Genomic DNA, 13743 nt, shown 5'->3' on the forward strand with positions numbered 1-13743 from the left:
ATTTATCATGATACACCAAATATGAAAGAAGGAAAATATGTTTTTTCAATATGAAACCCCGCGCCTGCTTCTTAAGGTATTGCACGCTGATTGTGCCCCACAGGTTTTGGATTTTTACAATAGGGATAAAGAGCTTTTTGAAATGTATGAAATAGACCGCGTGCCGGATTTTTATACTGTGAAGCACCTGCAGAAGGTGCTCAGATATGAATACAATATGGCTGTCAAATCACAGCTTTTCAGATTTTATGTTTTTAAGAAGGAAAATCCGTGCCGGATTATCGGCACTGTGTGTATACATAATATCGCTCCGGCTTTCTACGGAAGCTGTGAGATTGGCTATAAATTTTCCAGCGAGTTTCACCACATGGGATATGCCACTGAGGCAGTCGGCTTCTGCACCAAGCTTGCCTTTAATGAGCTTCGCATGCACAAGGTAACGGCGGTTGTCCACCCGGGAAATGTGCCTTCTATGAAGCTTCTTAATGGGCTTGGCTTCGTGCAGGAGGGGCTGCTTAGAGATTATCTGATGCTGCATGGGCAGTGGTGTAATCACTATATTTATGGGCTTGTTAATAAATAAGCCCATTTATAATTTAACATTAAAATCCTCCAATTTAATGCTCCAGATTTGCAAACTTCGTGTACTCAGGCAGCCATGCAAGGTTTACGGTGCCGATTGGACCGTTACGCTGTTTAGCGATGATAATTTCTGAGATACCCTTGAGCTCGGTGTCCTTGTTGTAATAGTCGTCACGATAGATGAACATGACGACGTCGGCATCCTGCTCGATGGCTCCTGACTCTCGAAGGTCAGAAAGCATCGGTCTGTGGTCCGGTCGCTGCTCTACGGCTCGTGATAGCTGTGAGAGTGCCACTACAGGGACTGAAAGCTCTCTGGCGAGCGCCTTAAGCGAACGAGATATGTCTGAGATTTCCTGCTGACGTGATTCTGAGCCTCGTCCTGAGCCTGTCATGAGCTGCAGGTAATCGATGATGACGAGCTTTAAGTCATGCTCAAGCTTGTATTTACGGCACTTGCTTCGAAGCTCTGAGATGCTGATACCCGGAGTGTCGTCTATGATGAGCTCGGAGTCTCCGATGATTCCGGCGCCCTCGACCAGCTTTTCCCAATCGGCATCAGACAGATTTCCTGTACGCAGTGCCTGCGCATCTACCTTTGATTCAAGTGAGAACAGACGGTTTACGAGCTGTTCCTTCGACATCTCGAGTGAGAATATGGCTGTACACAGATGTGCATGGAATGCCACATGCTGTGCTATGTTGAGGACGAAGGCTGTCTTTCCCATTGACGGACGGGCTGCCACGAGCACGAGGTCTGACGGCTGAAGTCCCGCTGTCCTGTAGTCCAGGTCTATGAAGCCTGTCGGGATTCCTGTTACGGTGCCCTCCTGCTGTGCTGCTTTTTCAATTTTCTCGAGAGCATTCATGACAACAGTACGGATTGGCACGTAGTCACCTGTCTGCCTTGTAGAAAGCAGCTCAAATACATCGTGCTCTGTCTTGTCGAGCACGCTCTCGAGTGATTCCTTGCCGGCGTAGCATTCGTTCTCTATGTCCTCTGTCACATGGATTAGCTTTCGCTTTATGGCATTTTCTTTTACGATATTGGCATAGTACTTGATGTTGGCAGAGGTCGGCACACTAGTGACGAGAGTTCTCACAAAGTCAAGGCTTTGTATTTCCTGCGGCACATCCTTTTCCTTTAAACGGTTCTGGAGTGTGACGAGATCTACAGGCTGACCCTCTGTAAAGAGCTCAACCATGGTCTCAAATATGATGCCGTACTGCTGATGATAAAAATCCTCCCTAAGGAGCATCTCGCTGGCGGTCACTATGGCATCCTTGCTCATAATCATGGAGCCGACCACGGACTGCTCTGCCTCAAGGCTGTTTGGCATTATTCGTTTGATTAATGCTTCTTCCAAGGGGATTCCTCCTATCCTTCAACTACTGATACTGTGAGGTTTGCTGTTACCTTTGGATGAAGCTTGACAGGCACCTCATAATTTCCGAGTGCCTTGATTGACTCGTTAAGCTGCATCTTTTTCTTGTCGAGTTCTAAGCCGTGCTGCTCCTTTGCCGCAGCCGATATCTCCTTGGTAGAGATGGAGCCGAAGGTCCTACCGCCCTCTCCTGAGCGCAGCTTTACTACTACCTTTGTGCTCTCTACGACCTTTGCGAGCGCAAGTGCACTCTCGTAGTTTTCCTGTGCTACCTTGTCAGCGTGCTGGTTCTGAAGCTTTAAGTCATTTAAGTTCTTTGGAGTAGCCTCTACTCCGAGCTTTTTAGGTATGATATTGTTTCTGGCGTAGCCGTCACTTACGTTTACTATCTCGCCTTTTTTGCCTAATGATTTTACGTCCTGTAATAAGATTACTTTCATTCTTCTATGTCTCCTTCTTTTAGCATTTCGTCCAGTGTATCCTGTATCATGCGCTTTGCCTGCACGATAGTAACGCCTGTCAGCTGCGCGCCTGCCACATTTAAGTGTCCGCCGCCGCCCAGCTTCTCCATGATTATCTGGACATTTATCTCGTCGATTGAACGAGAGCTGATATAAATCTTGCCATTGTACTCCGTGAGCACAAATGATGCCTTGATTCCTATTATGTTGAGCAGCTCATTTGCTGCCTGTGCGCCGACGATTGTCGGGCTCTCCACATTCTCGCTAGGGCATACCGATATGGCAAATGAACCCCTGTATACCTCTGCATGGCGCACGGCCTCGGCTCTTGCCTTGTAGCATGCCATGTCATTTCTAAGCATCTTTCTGACGCGTGTTACCTCTGCGCCTGAGCGCTTCAAAAAGGCTGCCGCCTCAAATGTACGCACGCCTGTCTTTGTCATAAAGTTGTTGGTATCGATGAGGATGCCTGCGTAAATGCAGTCGGCCTCTGTCGCATTGATCTTGACTCCGTCGTTGAAGTACTGCAATACCTCTGCGACCATCTCACACGCACTCGATGCGTACGGCTCGATATATGAGAGTGTAGGATTCTCTATTATCTCGCTGCTTTGTCTGTGGTGGTCAAATACAACTATCTTTCCTGTCTTTCTGAGGAGCTCAGAACACTCTGTGTAGCTTGGCCTGTTGGTATCCACCACCATGACAAGCGTATCCTTACTCACCATCTCGAGGGCCTCCTCACTATTTATAAACATGTCTGTTGGATAGCCCTTTACCTCCGAAAAAGTCTCCATGAGAGGTCTTACCGAGCTTGTCGGGTCATTTATGACTATCTGCGCCTTTTTGTCGAGATTCTTGGCTGCACAGTATATACCTATGCCAGCTCCGAGCGAGTCTACATCTGTGATGCTGTGGCCCATGATAAGCACATTCTCACAGGTCTCAATAATCTCCTGAAGCGCCTGCGCCTTGACTCTCGCCTTTACCCTTGTCTTGCTCTCCACCTGCTTTGACTTGCCGCCAAAATACAGGATATCGTCGTGATCCTTTATGACTACCTGATCACCGCCTCGTCCGAGGGCTAAGTCTATGGCATTTCGCGCATAAACGTAGTTTTCATTATACTTATCGCTCTTTATACCGATTCCGATACTGAGTGTGACCGCCATCTCATTGCCGACCTTTATAGCCTTGACCTCGTCGAGCACCTTGAACTTGTCCTCCTTCATGCTGTCAAGGTACTTGTACTTGAACACCACGAAGTATTTGTCATTTTCTATCTTTCTGACAAGTCCGTCATACTTGGCAAAGTACTGGTTTACACGCCTGTCGATAAGTGCAACGAGCAGTGACCTCTTTACGTCCTCTATGCTGTCAAGTGCCTCATCATAGTTGTCGATATACACAAGCGCTGATACCTGCTTCTGCTCTGTGATTTCCTTCTTGCAGTGATAAAGCTCCGACTCATCAAATACGTACAGCGCCGTCAAAAACTCGTCTGCTTCATTTGTGTCGATTATCTCATTTTCCTCTGCGATAGAGTTGAAATATATTCGCTTGACGGACAGTCTGACTATGCTGTCCTCTTCCTCGTTTACTATCTTGAAATCTGTCGGCGTATCACTCTTGGTGAGAATTTCCCTGGTCACTGTCGGGAAAAGTGTCGTGATGGATTTGTGATAGTTTTTATCCACACCCATTAGCTCTGCGAATTTGTCATTTACCCATAGTATCTTACCTGAATACTCAAGCAGGGCATACGGCACCTCAAACTCATTAAGCAGCCTCTTCTGCACCGATGAATACTGGGTTGCAAAGCTAATCAGCTCATTTGCAACGACTGACTTGCTTCTGACATACAAAAGCAGCACGAGTACAAAATAAAACACTGTAAAGCCTGCCATGCCATAGCCAAGTCTCCTGTCGTAGCGCATTGCTATTCCATCGGCACATGCCAACACGAGTGTCAGATACAGCGGCCAGCACATGTAGCTTTTCAGCCTTCCCTTGAATTTTATTTTTTTCTTCATTTTACTCTCCTTATCCCCCGGTGCGCTGCGCTGATGCTGCCGGTGCAACGATTCCGGTTTCAAGAATGTACTACAAATTAATAGTTACCGGTCACACCTTTGTGCAGCCCGCATCGATTGATATACCTACTAGAGAGTATACCACTTTGTGAGGATTATTCCTAGTACTATATTTATCAGTTATACTCAGTTATGATTATGAGGAATATATGGCATTTCTGTGTAGCAAATCATAATTATGTAAAATCTAAACAAATTTTATGTAATTTAAAAAGCACCGCATATATCTGATATGATACATGCGATGCTTTTCGTGTGCTCTCATCTTCCGGTATTCATTTTAAGGTATACATCGAATTGCATGCAAGCATGCATCGATGATACCTTTTGACCCTTTAATCATTTTAATTAAATATAATTACTTCTCAGTCTTATCCGCAGCTATCTCTGCAATTGACTTTGTAAGACCTGCAATCCCCTGAATCTCTGAAGGGATGATTATCTTTGTAGCCTTGCCATCTGCGGCCTTGGCAAATGCCTCTAAGCTCTTTATCTGGAGCACTGCGTTGTCCGGATTTGCCTCCTTCAACATGCGAAGTCCGTCTGCATTAGCCTGCTGTATCTTGAGGATAGCCTCTGCCTGACCTGCTGCCTCCTGGATTGTTGCCTCCTTCTTTGCCTCTGCGCGAAGGATGGCTGCCTGCTTTTCAGCCTCGGCATCGAGGATGACTGACTCTTTATTTCCCTCTGCAACAAGGATTGTTGATTTTTTCTCACCCTCTGCACGAAGAATGGCCTCTCGTCTCTCACGCTCTGCCTTCATCTGCTTCTCCATAGCATCCTGGATGGCCTTTGGAGGTATGATGTTCTTGAGCTCGACACGGTTTACCTTGATGCCCCATGGGTCTGTTGCCACATCGAGTGTTGCGCGCATCTTGGTGTTGATTGTCTCACGGCTGGTGAGTGTCTCATCAAGTTCTAAGTCTCCGATGATGTTACGAAGTGTTGTGGCTGTAAGGTTCTCAATTGCCATGATTGGATTCTCTACTCCGTATGCATAGAGCTTTGGATCTGTAATCTGGAAATATACTACAGTGTCTATCTGCATTGTTACATTATCCTTTGTGATTACAGGCTGTGGCGGGAAATCTACCACCTGCTCCTTTAAGATGACTCTCTTTGCTATTCTGTCGATAAATGGCACCTTGAGGTGAAGTCCTACGCTCCATGTGGTGAGATATCCTCCCAAACGCTCAATTACCATTGCATGTGCCTGTGGCACGATTTTAATGCAGTTTACCAGTACTATAAGTACGATTACGAGTAACACTGCAAGTGCTATTAATCCTTCCATTTCCGGTTAAGCCTCCTTTGCCCTTTTTACAATTAATTTTACTCCGCTTATCTTCACTACCTCGATAAGCTCGCCTTTTCTTATGACCTGGGTCTCGTCCTGCGGTCTGACTGTCCACTCCTGACCGTTTACAACGGCTTTTCCTGTCTGCTTCATGCTGTCAGCATCCTCGGTGAGCACAGCTCTTTCTCCGACCAGACTGTCCACGTTTGTCTTCACTGTCCTGGAATTGATGTACTTCCCGGCCCATGGCTTTGTGAGAGCTAAAAGCACGACTGAAACGAGTATAAATGCAATTCCCTGAACCACGACATTGCCGCCAAGCAGTGCGATTATAAACGCTACAAATGAGCCTGCCGCAAACCATATGGATGTGAGCCCAACTGTCATAAGCTCAACTAAAACAAAAACTACGGTGGCTGCCAACCAGAAAACAATGTATGTATCCATTTGAACCCTCCCTTTTTATTAGTATTTGTTTTATATCCATTTTATACTATGTAATTTGATTATGCAACAAATATTAATTTTTTAAACATAAAATGTTTTTAACCTAAAAATCCCGACCACCATCCGGTAGTCGGGATTTATCATACATTTATCTTATTCGCAAACGTATGGCATAAGAGCAAGATGACGTGCTCTCTTGATTGCTACTGTAAGAGCTCTCTGGTGCTTTGCACAGTTTCCTGTGATACGGCGTGGAAGGATTTTTCCTCTCTCAGAGATGTATCTCTTTAATTTGTTTGTATCTTTGTAATCAATGACATTGTCTTTTCCACAGAATACGCAGACTTTTTTTCTTCTACGCATTGGTCTTTTCTTCATTGATGAACCATCAGCTGATTTATTGTAAGCCATTTTTGTTACCTCCTTGAATATTTGTCCTCGTGGACACTACTAATTGAATGGAAGCTCCTCGTCGATTCCGTCCGGAATGTTCATGAAGCCATCCCCAGCAGCCTGGCTAGGTGCAGGTCTGTCTGCCGGTGCAAATCCGCCTGCATTTCCTGATGCGGCTGATTTAGACTCTGCAAACTCTGCATTCTCAACCACGACATCAGTGGTGTATACCTTCTGTCCGTCCTTGTTTGTATAGCTGCCGGTCTGGATTCGGCCCTCAACAACAAATTTTGTTCCTTTACGGCCAAATCTCTCAAAAAATTCTGCTATCTTTCCAAAAGCTACGCAATTGATGAAATCCGTTGACTGCTCCTCTGCATTCTTGCTGTAGCGTCTGTCTACTGCAAGTGAAAATCTTGCTATTGCAAGTGAGTTATCCCCCTGGGCATAGCGGATTTCTGCGTCTCTGGTTAATCTACCCATAAGTATTACTTTGTTCATAATACAATCTCCTATTTTCTTATACTATGCCTCGTCTTTTCTAACGCATAAGAAACGAAGAACATTGTCCATGATACGAACGTCCTGCTCGATTTCTGCTGGGACTGTTCCCTCAGCATCGAACTGGATGAAGTAATAAAAGGCCTCAGTCATGTGCTGAATCTCGTAAGCTAATCTCTTCTTACCAGCCTCCTCAACTTCTGTAACAGTACCGCCGGCACGTGTGATGTACTCTTTTGCCTTCTCGACTACTGCTGTTCTCGCATCATCCTCGATCTTTGCACTAACGACGAGTGCTAATTCATATTTGTTCATGCGAATGTTACCTCCTTTTGGTCTCTGGCTCATAAATCTGATTATGAGCAAGGAATTTTATATCACGAGTCTAGATAATAACATGAATCGTGGTACTTTTCAAGGGGTTTTTGCAATTTTTCTTTAATTTTTATTAGGTCGGGACATGCACCTCTGTTTTTACTATTCTACTTTGTTTCTATCTAACTAAGCCTGCTTCTTCGTGAGACCGCGGTCATTTTTCTCGACCAGCTTTCTCGGCACCATAACCTGGTGTCCGCAGCCCATGCATTTCAGGCGGAAGTCTGCGCCGACACGCATGATTTCCCACTCGCTGCTGCCGCACGGATGTGGTTTTTTCAGTTTTACGATATCTCCTACTGTGTATTTATCCATCCTATATTCCTTCTCTACCTATATCTGCCATATTATATACTATGATATGAGGGTCAAAAGGTATTTTGCCCCTCATACTACACCTCTATCTGCTCAAATACAGAGCCCAGTCCCTGCTGTATCAGAAGGTCTGCTCTTGCGTCCATTGGCGTGGTGGACTTGTTGATAAGCACGAGCTTGTTTCCGTTGTAATAGTCTATGAGGCCTGCCGCCGGATATACCGCAAGTGATGTACCGCCTACTATGAGCACATCAGCATGACTGATGTAGTAGATTGCATCCTCAAGCGTTTTCTGATTTAAGCCCTCCTCGTACAATACGACATCCGGCTTTACCGGGCCGCCGCACTTTGGGCATTTTGGCACGTCTGTCGAGTTGAGGATTTCCTCTGCGCTTACAAACTGCAAGCATCTCTCACAGTAGTTTCTCAGCACACTGCCGTGCAGCTCCATTACATTTTTGCTGCCGGCCTTCTGGTGCAGTCCATCTATGTTCTGCGTCACAACGCCCTTAAGCTTTCCTGCTTTTTCAAGCTCTGCAAGCTTGTAATGCGTGATGTTCGGCTCTGCATCTAGGCAGAGCATCTTGTCACGGTAGAATCGGTAAAACTCCTGCGGATGCTTCCTGTAAAATGTATGGCTCAGGATGGTCTCGGGCGGATAATCATACTTCTGATTGTAAAGTCCGTCCACGCTTCTGAAATCAGGTATGCCACTCTCGGTTGATACACCTGCTCCGCCGAAAAATACAATATTGTCCGAAGCCTTTATCCACTGCAAAAATGTTTCTACACTGCTGTCATTGTTACCCATATGTATCCATCCTTTCTTCTTTTAATTTTAATTGCTGCCAATTATTATTTGAGCCATCTTCAGGACAAAACTGCAGCTCACTTGCAAGCTGACTCATAATTTTCTATTCTCAGTATTTCTGAATGGTCAACTTATATTTACAGCTTGCGCACCAGCTTGTCCACATCTGCATTCAGTCCAAACACCATCACTGCATCGTCTGCCTTGAACACGTAGTCCGGCAGCGGAAGCACGCGATTCTTTCCGGCTTCCTTTACTGTAACGATATTTACATTGTATTTCTGGCGCACATTATTTTCCATGATGCTCTTTCCTACCCAGCCTTCAGGTGGATTTATCTCGTAGATTGAGTAATTATCGTTTAATGCCACATAATCAAGCACATGGTTGGCGCTGTATTTCTTTGCCACTCGTTCTGCCATGTCGCGGTCAGGATAGATAACCTCATCCGCACCGTTTCGAAGCAGGAACTTGGCATGCACATCCCTGTTTGCCTTGCTGATGACATATTTTCCGCCCATCTCCTTAACGAGACTTGTTATCTCAAGTGAGCTCTGGAAATTGGTGCCGATGCATACAAAAATCAAATCGAAATTGTTAATTCCGAGTGCTTTTACTACCTGTGGGTCGGTACAGTCACCTATCTGCACCTTGGTCACGTCATAGATTAAATCCCTGACCTTGGCCTCGTCCTTGTCCATCACCATAATGTCGTTTCCGTTTTTTATCAAATCCGCACACAGATGGTGTCCGAATTTACCCATTCCAATAATTAAAATTGATTTCATTGCGTTTCTCCTTATCCTTATCCAATGATAACTTTTTCCTCCGGAAGCTCTATATTGGCTTTTCCCGGTCTATGCACAAACGAAAGCACAAAGGTCATGCTTCCGATTCTTCCACAATACATCATAATTATGATAATTATGCGTCCTACTGTATTTAAATCTCTTGTGATGCCTGTTGTCATGCCGACCGTACTGATTGCAGAGTATACCTCAAACAGTACATCGTCCATCTTCATATTGGATGTGGCAAGTATAGCTATCACCGCTGTAAGGCCAAGCACCAGATTGATTATAAGCACCATTCCGGCCTTTTTGATTACCTCACTGCTTATTTTCCTGCCAAACACATTGCAGCCGTTGCTTCCTCTAAGATAAGAAACAATATAGATTATCATGACCGCCATTGTTGTGGTTTTGATTCCGCCGGCTGTCGAGCCCGGGCTTCCTCCTATGAACATGAGCACTATAGTCAAAAGCTTGCTCTCCGGTGTCAGTGCTGCTGTGTCTACTGTATTGAAGCCTGCCGTTCTCGCCGTAACTGAGCCGAATAACGATGCAAATATGGCACCCGGTGTATCTATGCCTGCTATGGTATTGTTTTTTTCAAAAATATACATAAACAGTGCGCCACCGAATACGAGTATCAGTGTGGTTGATATTACTATCTTGGCGTGGAGCGAGTATCTGCTAAACTTAAACTTTTTGATTCTGACCTCATTCCATATGGTAAAACCGATACCACCTATGATGATAAGCAGCATAATTGTGATATTGACTAACGGATCTGCGACATATTTTGTAAACGATGAGTACTCCTCGTTGATGCCCATCAAATCAAAGCCCGCATTGCAAAATGCAGATATCGAGTGGAACACCGAGAAATATATGCCTCTTAATATGCCAAAATCCGGTATGAAGCGGATTGCTAAAATCACCGCTCCTATGCCTTCGATAAGGAAGGTTCCCCTTATTATCACGCTGAAAAGCCTAACTATTCCACCAATCTCGAGTGCATTGACGCTCTCCTGCATCAGATCCCTCTGTCTAAGTCCGATTTTTTTGTGCAGAAGCATGGAAAATGCCACACCGATTGAGATGAATCCCATGCCTCCTATCTGAATCAACACCAGAATTACAAGCTGCCCTATGATACTCCAGTGTCTGAAGGTGTCAAACACAACAAGACCTGTCACACAGGTTGCACTTGTTGCCGTAAAAAGTGAGTCCAGAAAATTGGTCCATTGTCCGTCTCTTGAAGAAAACGGAAGACTCAGCATTATTGCCCCTGATAATATTGTCAGAAAAAAGCCAACTGCGATGTACCTGAACTCTGTCAGGTTCTTATGTCGTTTTTTTATGTCATATTTTATATCGTTCATATCCAATCCTAACTATTTGCTGCAGAATGTATTATTGTCAGCTTACAGAAGCTGTTTGTATATATCCCTCTTGCTGACACCTCTGTCCTTTGCCACGAGCTTCATGGCTTCCTTCCTGTCGATGCCCTGTGACTCATAGTGTGCCATATGTGCTTCAAGCGGCATGGCTTCCCAGCTTTCCTGCTGCTCCTTTGCTATTTCAGCCACGTTTCTGCCACAGATTACAAGCACATATTCACCTCTTGGCTCCTGTGTCCTTGAACTCTCCAAAAGCTCCGAAAATGTAGTCTGCACTTTTTCCTCGTGCTTTTTCGTAAGCTCCCTGCACACGGTGAGTTCTCTGTCTCCGAGCGCATTGTAAAGCTCTGTAACCGTCTTTATAAGATGATGAGGCGCCTCGTAGATGATGATTGTCCGGGTCTCGTTTTTAAGCTCCTCAATGACGCGCGCGCGTTCCTTTTTATCCCTCGGCAAAAATGCCTCAAACGCAAACCTCCTGGTCGGCCTGCCCGACATGGTGAGCGCTGTAATGCACGCTGCTGCCCCGGGAAGCGAGGTAACAGGCACGCCCTCCTCGTAGCAGATGCGCACGATGTCCTCACCCGGGTCAGAAATGCCGGGTGTTCCTGCATCAGTGATGAGGGCTATATTTTTGCCCTCCTTAAGCTTTGCCACAAGCTGGTAGGCTTTATCTATCTTGTTAAACTCATGATAGCTCGTCATGGGTGTCTTTATCTCAAAATGATTGAGCAGCTTTATGGAGTTTCTCGTATCCTCCGCTGCGATGAGGTCTACCTCCTTAAGTGTGCGCAGCACACGGAATGTGATGTCCTCCAGATTTCCTATCGGAGTTGCGCACAGATACAGTGTTCCTGTCATATGATTCTCCTGTTATTTTCCGTTATTCCGGGGCTTATCGCCGTATATCTCATATATCTCATCCGTGTATACATTAGGCTCCTTGTATACAACTAACGGTTTTTCGATGGTGATACGGCTTTTGCCGCCCTTTAGCCCCTCTATTAGCACCATGTTTGGCTCCCTGTCCGCGTAGGGATGTACAAGGCGCATGCGCTTTGGCTCGATATGATATTTCATCATCGTGCTAAAAATCTCTGCCAGCCTGAATGGTCTGTGAACCATGTAAAAACGTCCATTGAATTTGAGCATTTTTGCGCTCTCCCTGACTATATCGTCAAGTGTACACCTGACCTCGTGGCGTGCTATCGTCATGGCATCGTCTGCATTTTTGATACCGTGCTGGCCTATCATATACGGCGGATTTACCGTCACCACCTCCACGGACTCTCGACCGAAAATCTCCGATGCATTGCACACATCGCCCTCTTCTATGGTCACTTTATCCTCAAGATGGTTATATTTCACACTTCTTTTCGCCAGGTCAGCACACTGATGCTGAAGCTCGAGTCCGCTGTAATGCTCTCCGTTATTCTTTGCCTCAAGAAGTATCGGAATCACACCGTTTCCGGTGCACAAATCCACAGCACGCTCGCCGCGCTTTACCTTTGCGTAATCAGATAAAAGCACGGCGTCTATGCCGAAGCAGAACAGCTTTGGATCCTGTATGAGCCTATAGCCCTTGCGGCACAAATCGTCCAGGCGCTCATTACTGTGTATCAGTGCTTCCATGATCCTTGTCCCTGCTATATTCCTTATTGTAATCTTTGTTATAGTTTTTGTTCTTGTAATCCTTGTTGCGGTTGTGTTTCTGCTTGTTTGGTCTGTTCTTGCCACCCTTGTACGGCTTTTTGCAGCCGTCCTTATTTTCTCTGCCGGCATTTACAGCATTTACTTCATTTGTCTCATTTGTAGAAGCTTCCGCTGCCTCTATGTCCGCCCTGTACGGACGTCTTTCTCTGTTGTCACGCTTATCACGGTGCTCGCGATATTCATTTTTGTTGTCCCTGCTGTCACGGTTTTCCCTATTGTCGCGGTTTTCCCTGTAATCACGGTTGTCGCGGCGTCCACGGTTTCTCTGCGGTTTCTCCTGTGGCTCGTCCTCCATTGTCTCGTCGCCGCTGTCCTCGAGGCCCTTGAGCTCGCGAAGCTCCTCCTCGGTGAGCTTGACATCCTTTTTCTGGTGTGGCTTTAATCGCAGATCATCTACAGTATACTCACGAAGCTCCTTCTCCTCGCCATTGTCGATGACAACACGCACAAGCTGCCTGAGCACGCTGACTGACTTGACCTCTCCGATGATTCCCTCAGGTGTCTTGACCTTTTCTCCTACTGACGGCATTCTGCTGTTCAGATACTCATATGTATCCTGCTCATACTTGAGACAGCACATGAGTCTTCCACATACACCTGATATCTTGGTCGGATTGAGGGAAAGATTCTGCTCCTTTGCCATCTTTATGGAAACCGGCACAAAATCCGCCATATAAGAATGACAGCAGAGCGGTCTGCCGCAGATTCCGATGCCGCCCATCATCTTGGTCTCATCCCTGACACCGATCTGGCGCAGCTCGATTCTGGTGCGGAATACCGCTGCCAGATCCTTTACGAGTTCCCTGAAGTCAATTCTGCCGTCTGCTGTAAAGTAAAACAACAGCTTGTTTCCGTCAAAGGTATACTCTGCATCCACCAGCTTCATCTCAAGTCCGTGCTTGATGATTTTCTCCTTGCAGATGGCAAATGCCTCTTTTTCCTTTTCCTTATTTCTCTCAACCGTTTTCTCATCCTCGTCGGTTGCCACTCTGATGACAGGCTTAAGCGGTGAAACCACCTGGTCATCATCCACCTCCTTCGGCGGAATGAGGATAGTTCCCATCTCTATGCCTCTTGCCGTCTCCACGATAACATGCATTGCCATGTCGAGGTCGAAATCAGCCGGGTCAAAGTAATATATTTTGCCTGCTGTCCTGAATCTTATACCAACTATTTTTGTCATG

Annotated in this window: 15 protein-coding genes and 1 pseudogene; 1 reads left to right on the top strand and 15 read right to left on the bottom strand. The window is 45.8% G+C overall.

All coding sequences use genetic code 11. The annotated features are described in order from the left end of the window. Window positions 1–37: 37 nt before the first annotated feature. Complete coding sequence (locus tag ACTQ1L_RS09345) at window positions 38–583, top strand: GNAT family N-acetyltransferase (RefSeq protein WP_441366739.1); 546 nt, start codon at window positions 38–40, stop codon at window positions 581–583. Between the two features lie 34 nt (window positions 584–617). Here ACTQ1L_RS09345 and dnaB read toward each other — a convergent pair whose 3' ends face one another. The 15 genes and pseudogenes from dnaB to ACTQ1L_RS09420 all read right to left on the bottom strand — a co-directional run. Then, a complete protein-coding gene (gene dnaB / locus ACTQ1L_RS09350; protein ID WP_308668987.1) occupies window positions 618–1949 on the bottom strand; it encodes a replicative DNA helicase in 1332 nt (443 codons plus the stop codon). An 11-nt stretch (window positions 1950–1960) separates the two neighbouring features. Then, window positions 1961–2407: a 50S ribosomal protein L9 gene (rplI, locus tag ACTQ1L_RS09355; protein ID WP_321112268.1), complete on the bottom strand. Its 447-nt coding sequence runs from the start codon at window positions 2405–2407 to the stop codon at window positions 1961–1963. Next, a complete protein-coding gene (locus tag ACTQ1L_RS09360) occupies window positions 2404–4461 on the bottom strand; it encodes a DHH family phosphoesterase (RefSeq protein WP_441366741.1) in 2058 nt (685 codons plus the stop codon). Before ACTQ1L_RS09360 ends, rplI begins: the two co-directional genes overlap by 4 nt. A gap of 418 nt (window positions 4462–4879) precedes the next feature. After that, complete coding sequence (locus tag ACTQ1L_RS09365) at window positions 4880–5815, bottom strand: SPFH domain-containing protein (RefSeq protein WP_015515859.1); 936 nt, start codon at window positions 5813–5815, stop codon at window positions 4880–4882. 6 nt (window positions 5816–5821) lie between these two features. After that, a complete protein-coding gene (locus tag ACTQ1L_RS09370; protein WP_055224257.1) occupies window positions 5822–6265 on the bottom strand; it encodes an NfeD family protein in 444 nt (147 codons plus the stop codon). 153 nt (window positions 6266–6418) lie between these two features. Beyond that, the gene (gene rpsR, locus ACTQ1L_RS09375; protein ID WP_321112271.1) at window positions 6419–6676 is read right to left on the bottom strand and encodes a 30S ribosomal protein S18; all 258 of its coding nucleotides are present in this window, start codon (window positions 6674–6676) and stop codon (window positions 6419–6421) included. A 39-nt stretch (window positions 6677–6715) separates the two neighbouring features. Beyond that, window positions 6716–7159: a single-stranded DNA-binding protein gene (locus ACTQ1L_RS09380; RefSeq protein WP_012744018.1), complete on the bottom strand. Its 444-nt coding sequence runs from the start codon at window positions 7157–7159 to the stop codon at window positions 6716–6718. Window positions 7160–7183: 24 nt separating this feature from the next. Beyond that, entirely contained in the window at window positions 7184–7474 is a 291-nt protein-coding gene (gene rpsF, locus ACTQ1L_RS09385; RefSeq protein WP_015515858.1) for a 30S ribosomal protein S6, read from the bottom strand. Between the two features lie 186 nt (window positions 7475–7660). Then, the gene (locus ACTQ1L_RS09390; protein WP_441366744.1) at window positions 7661–7849 is read right to left on the bottom strand and encodes a DUF951 domain-containing protein; all 189 of its coding nucleotides are present in this window, start codon (window positions 7847–7849) and stop codon (window positions 7661–7663) included. 77 nt (window positions 7850–7926) lie between these two features. Beyond that, window positions 7927–8661, bottom strand: a complete 735-nt coding sequence (locus ACTQ1L_RS09395) for an NAD-dependent protein deacylase (RefSeq protein WP_041254702.1) — start codon at window positions 8659–8661, stop codon at window positions 7927–7929. 137 nt (window positions 8662–8798) lie between these two features. Then, complete coding sequence (locus ACTQ1L_RS09400; protein WP_321112273.1) at window positions 8799–9449, bottom strand: potassium channel family protein; 651 nt, start codon at window positions 9447–9449, stop codon at window positions 8799–8801. Window positions 9450–9466: 17 nt separating this feature from the next. Then, the gene (locus tag ACTQ1L_RS09405) at window positions 9467–10828 is read right to left on the bottom strand and encodes a TrkH family potassium uptake protein (RefSeq protein ID WP_321112274.1); all 1362 of its coding nucleotides are present in this window, start codon (window positions 10826–10828) and stop codon (window positions 9467–9469) included. A 42-nt stretch (window positions 10829–10870) separates the two neighbouring features. After that, the gene (rsmI, locus tag ACTQ1L_RS09410) at window positions 10871–11707 is read right to left on the bottom strand and encodes a 16S rRNA (cytidine(1402)-2'-O)-methyltransferase (RefSeq protein WP_441366747.1); all 837 of its coding nucleotides are present in this window, start codon (window positions 11705–11707) and stop codon (window positions 10871–10873) included. 12 nt (window positions 11708–11719) lie between these two features. After that, entirely contained in the window at window positions 11720–12478 is a 759-nt protein-coding gene (locus tag ACTQ1L_RS09415; RefSeq protein ID WP_441366748.1) for a tRNA1(Val) (adenine(37)-N6)-methyltransferase, read from the bottom strand. Between the two features lie 364 nt (window positions 12479–12842). Then, window positions 12843–13742: pseudogene (locus ACTQ1L_RS09420) on the bottom strand (PSP1 domain-containing protein); the annotation flags it as partial. Window position 13743 lies beyond the last annotated feature (1 nt).

The organism is Agathobacter sp. LCP21S3_B2 (assembly GCF_052118705.1).
Lineage (GTDB): Bacteria > Bacillota > Clostridia > Lachnospirales > Lachnospiraceae > Roseburia.

What these genes read in the sequence shown, in the direction of transcription:
- rsmI (WP_441366747.1), bottom strand. Translation starts at nt 11,707, where the DNA reads ATGACAGGAACACTGTATCTGTGCGCAACTCCGATAGGAAATCTGGAG.
- ACTQ1L_RS09380 (WP_012744018.1), bottom strand. Translation starts at nt 7,159, where the DNA reads ATGAACAAAGTAATACTTATGGGTAGATTAACCAGAGACGCAGAAATC.
- ACTQ1L_RS09345 (WP_441366739.1), top strand. Translation starts at nt 38, where the DNA reads ATGTTTTTTCAATATGAAACCCCGCGCCTGCTTCTTAAGGTATTGCAC.
- rpsR (WP_321112271.1), bottom strand. Translation starts at nt 6,676, where the DNA reads ATGGCTTACAATAAATCAGCTGATGGTTCATCAATGAAGAAAAGACCA.
- ACTQ1L_RS09360 (WP_441366741.1), bottom strand. Translation starts at nt 4,461, where the DNA reads ATGAAGAAAAAAATAAAATTCAAGGGAAGGCTGAAAAGCTACATGTGC.
- ACTQ1L_RS09370 (WP_055224257.1), bottom strand. Translation starts at nt 6,265, where the DNA reads ATGGATACATACATTGTTTTCTGGTTGGCAGCCACCGTAGTTTTTGTT.
- rplI (WP_321112268.1), bottom strand. Translation starts at nt 2,407, where the DNA reads ATGAAAGTAATCTTATTACAGGACGTAAAATCATTAGGCAAAAAAGGC.
- ACTQ1L_RS09405 (WP_321112274.1), bottom strand. Translation starts at nt 10,828, where the DNA reads ATGAACGATATAAAATATGACATAAAAAAACGACATAAGAACCTGACA.
- rpsF (WP_015515858.1), bottom strand. Translation starts at nt 7,474, where the DNA reads ATGAACAAATATGAATTAGCACTCGTCGTTAGTGCAAAGATCGAGGAT.
- ACTQ1L_RS09390 (WP_441366744.1), bottom strand. Translation starts at nt 7,849, where the DNA reads ATGGATAAATACACAGTAGGAGATATCGTAAAACTGAAAAAACCACAT.
- ACTQ1L_RS09400 (WP_321112273.1), bottom strand. Translation starts at nt 9,449, where the DNA reads ATGAAATCAATTTTAATTATTGGAATGGGTAAATTCGGACACCATCTG.
- ACTQ1L_RS09415 (WP_441366748.1), bottom strand. Translation starts at nt 12,478, where the DNA reads ATGGAAGCACTGATACACAGTAATGAGCGCCTGGACGATTTGTGCCGC.
- ACTQ1L_RS09365 (WP_015515859.1), bottom strand. Translation starts at nt 5,815, where the DNA reads ATGGAAGGATTAATAGCACTTGCAGTGTTACTCGTAATCGTACTTATA.
- ACTQ1L_RS09395 (WP_041254702.1), bottom strand. Translation starts at nt 8,661, where the DNA reads ATGGGTAACAATGACAGCAGTGTAGAAACATTTTTGCAGTGGATAAAG.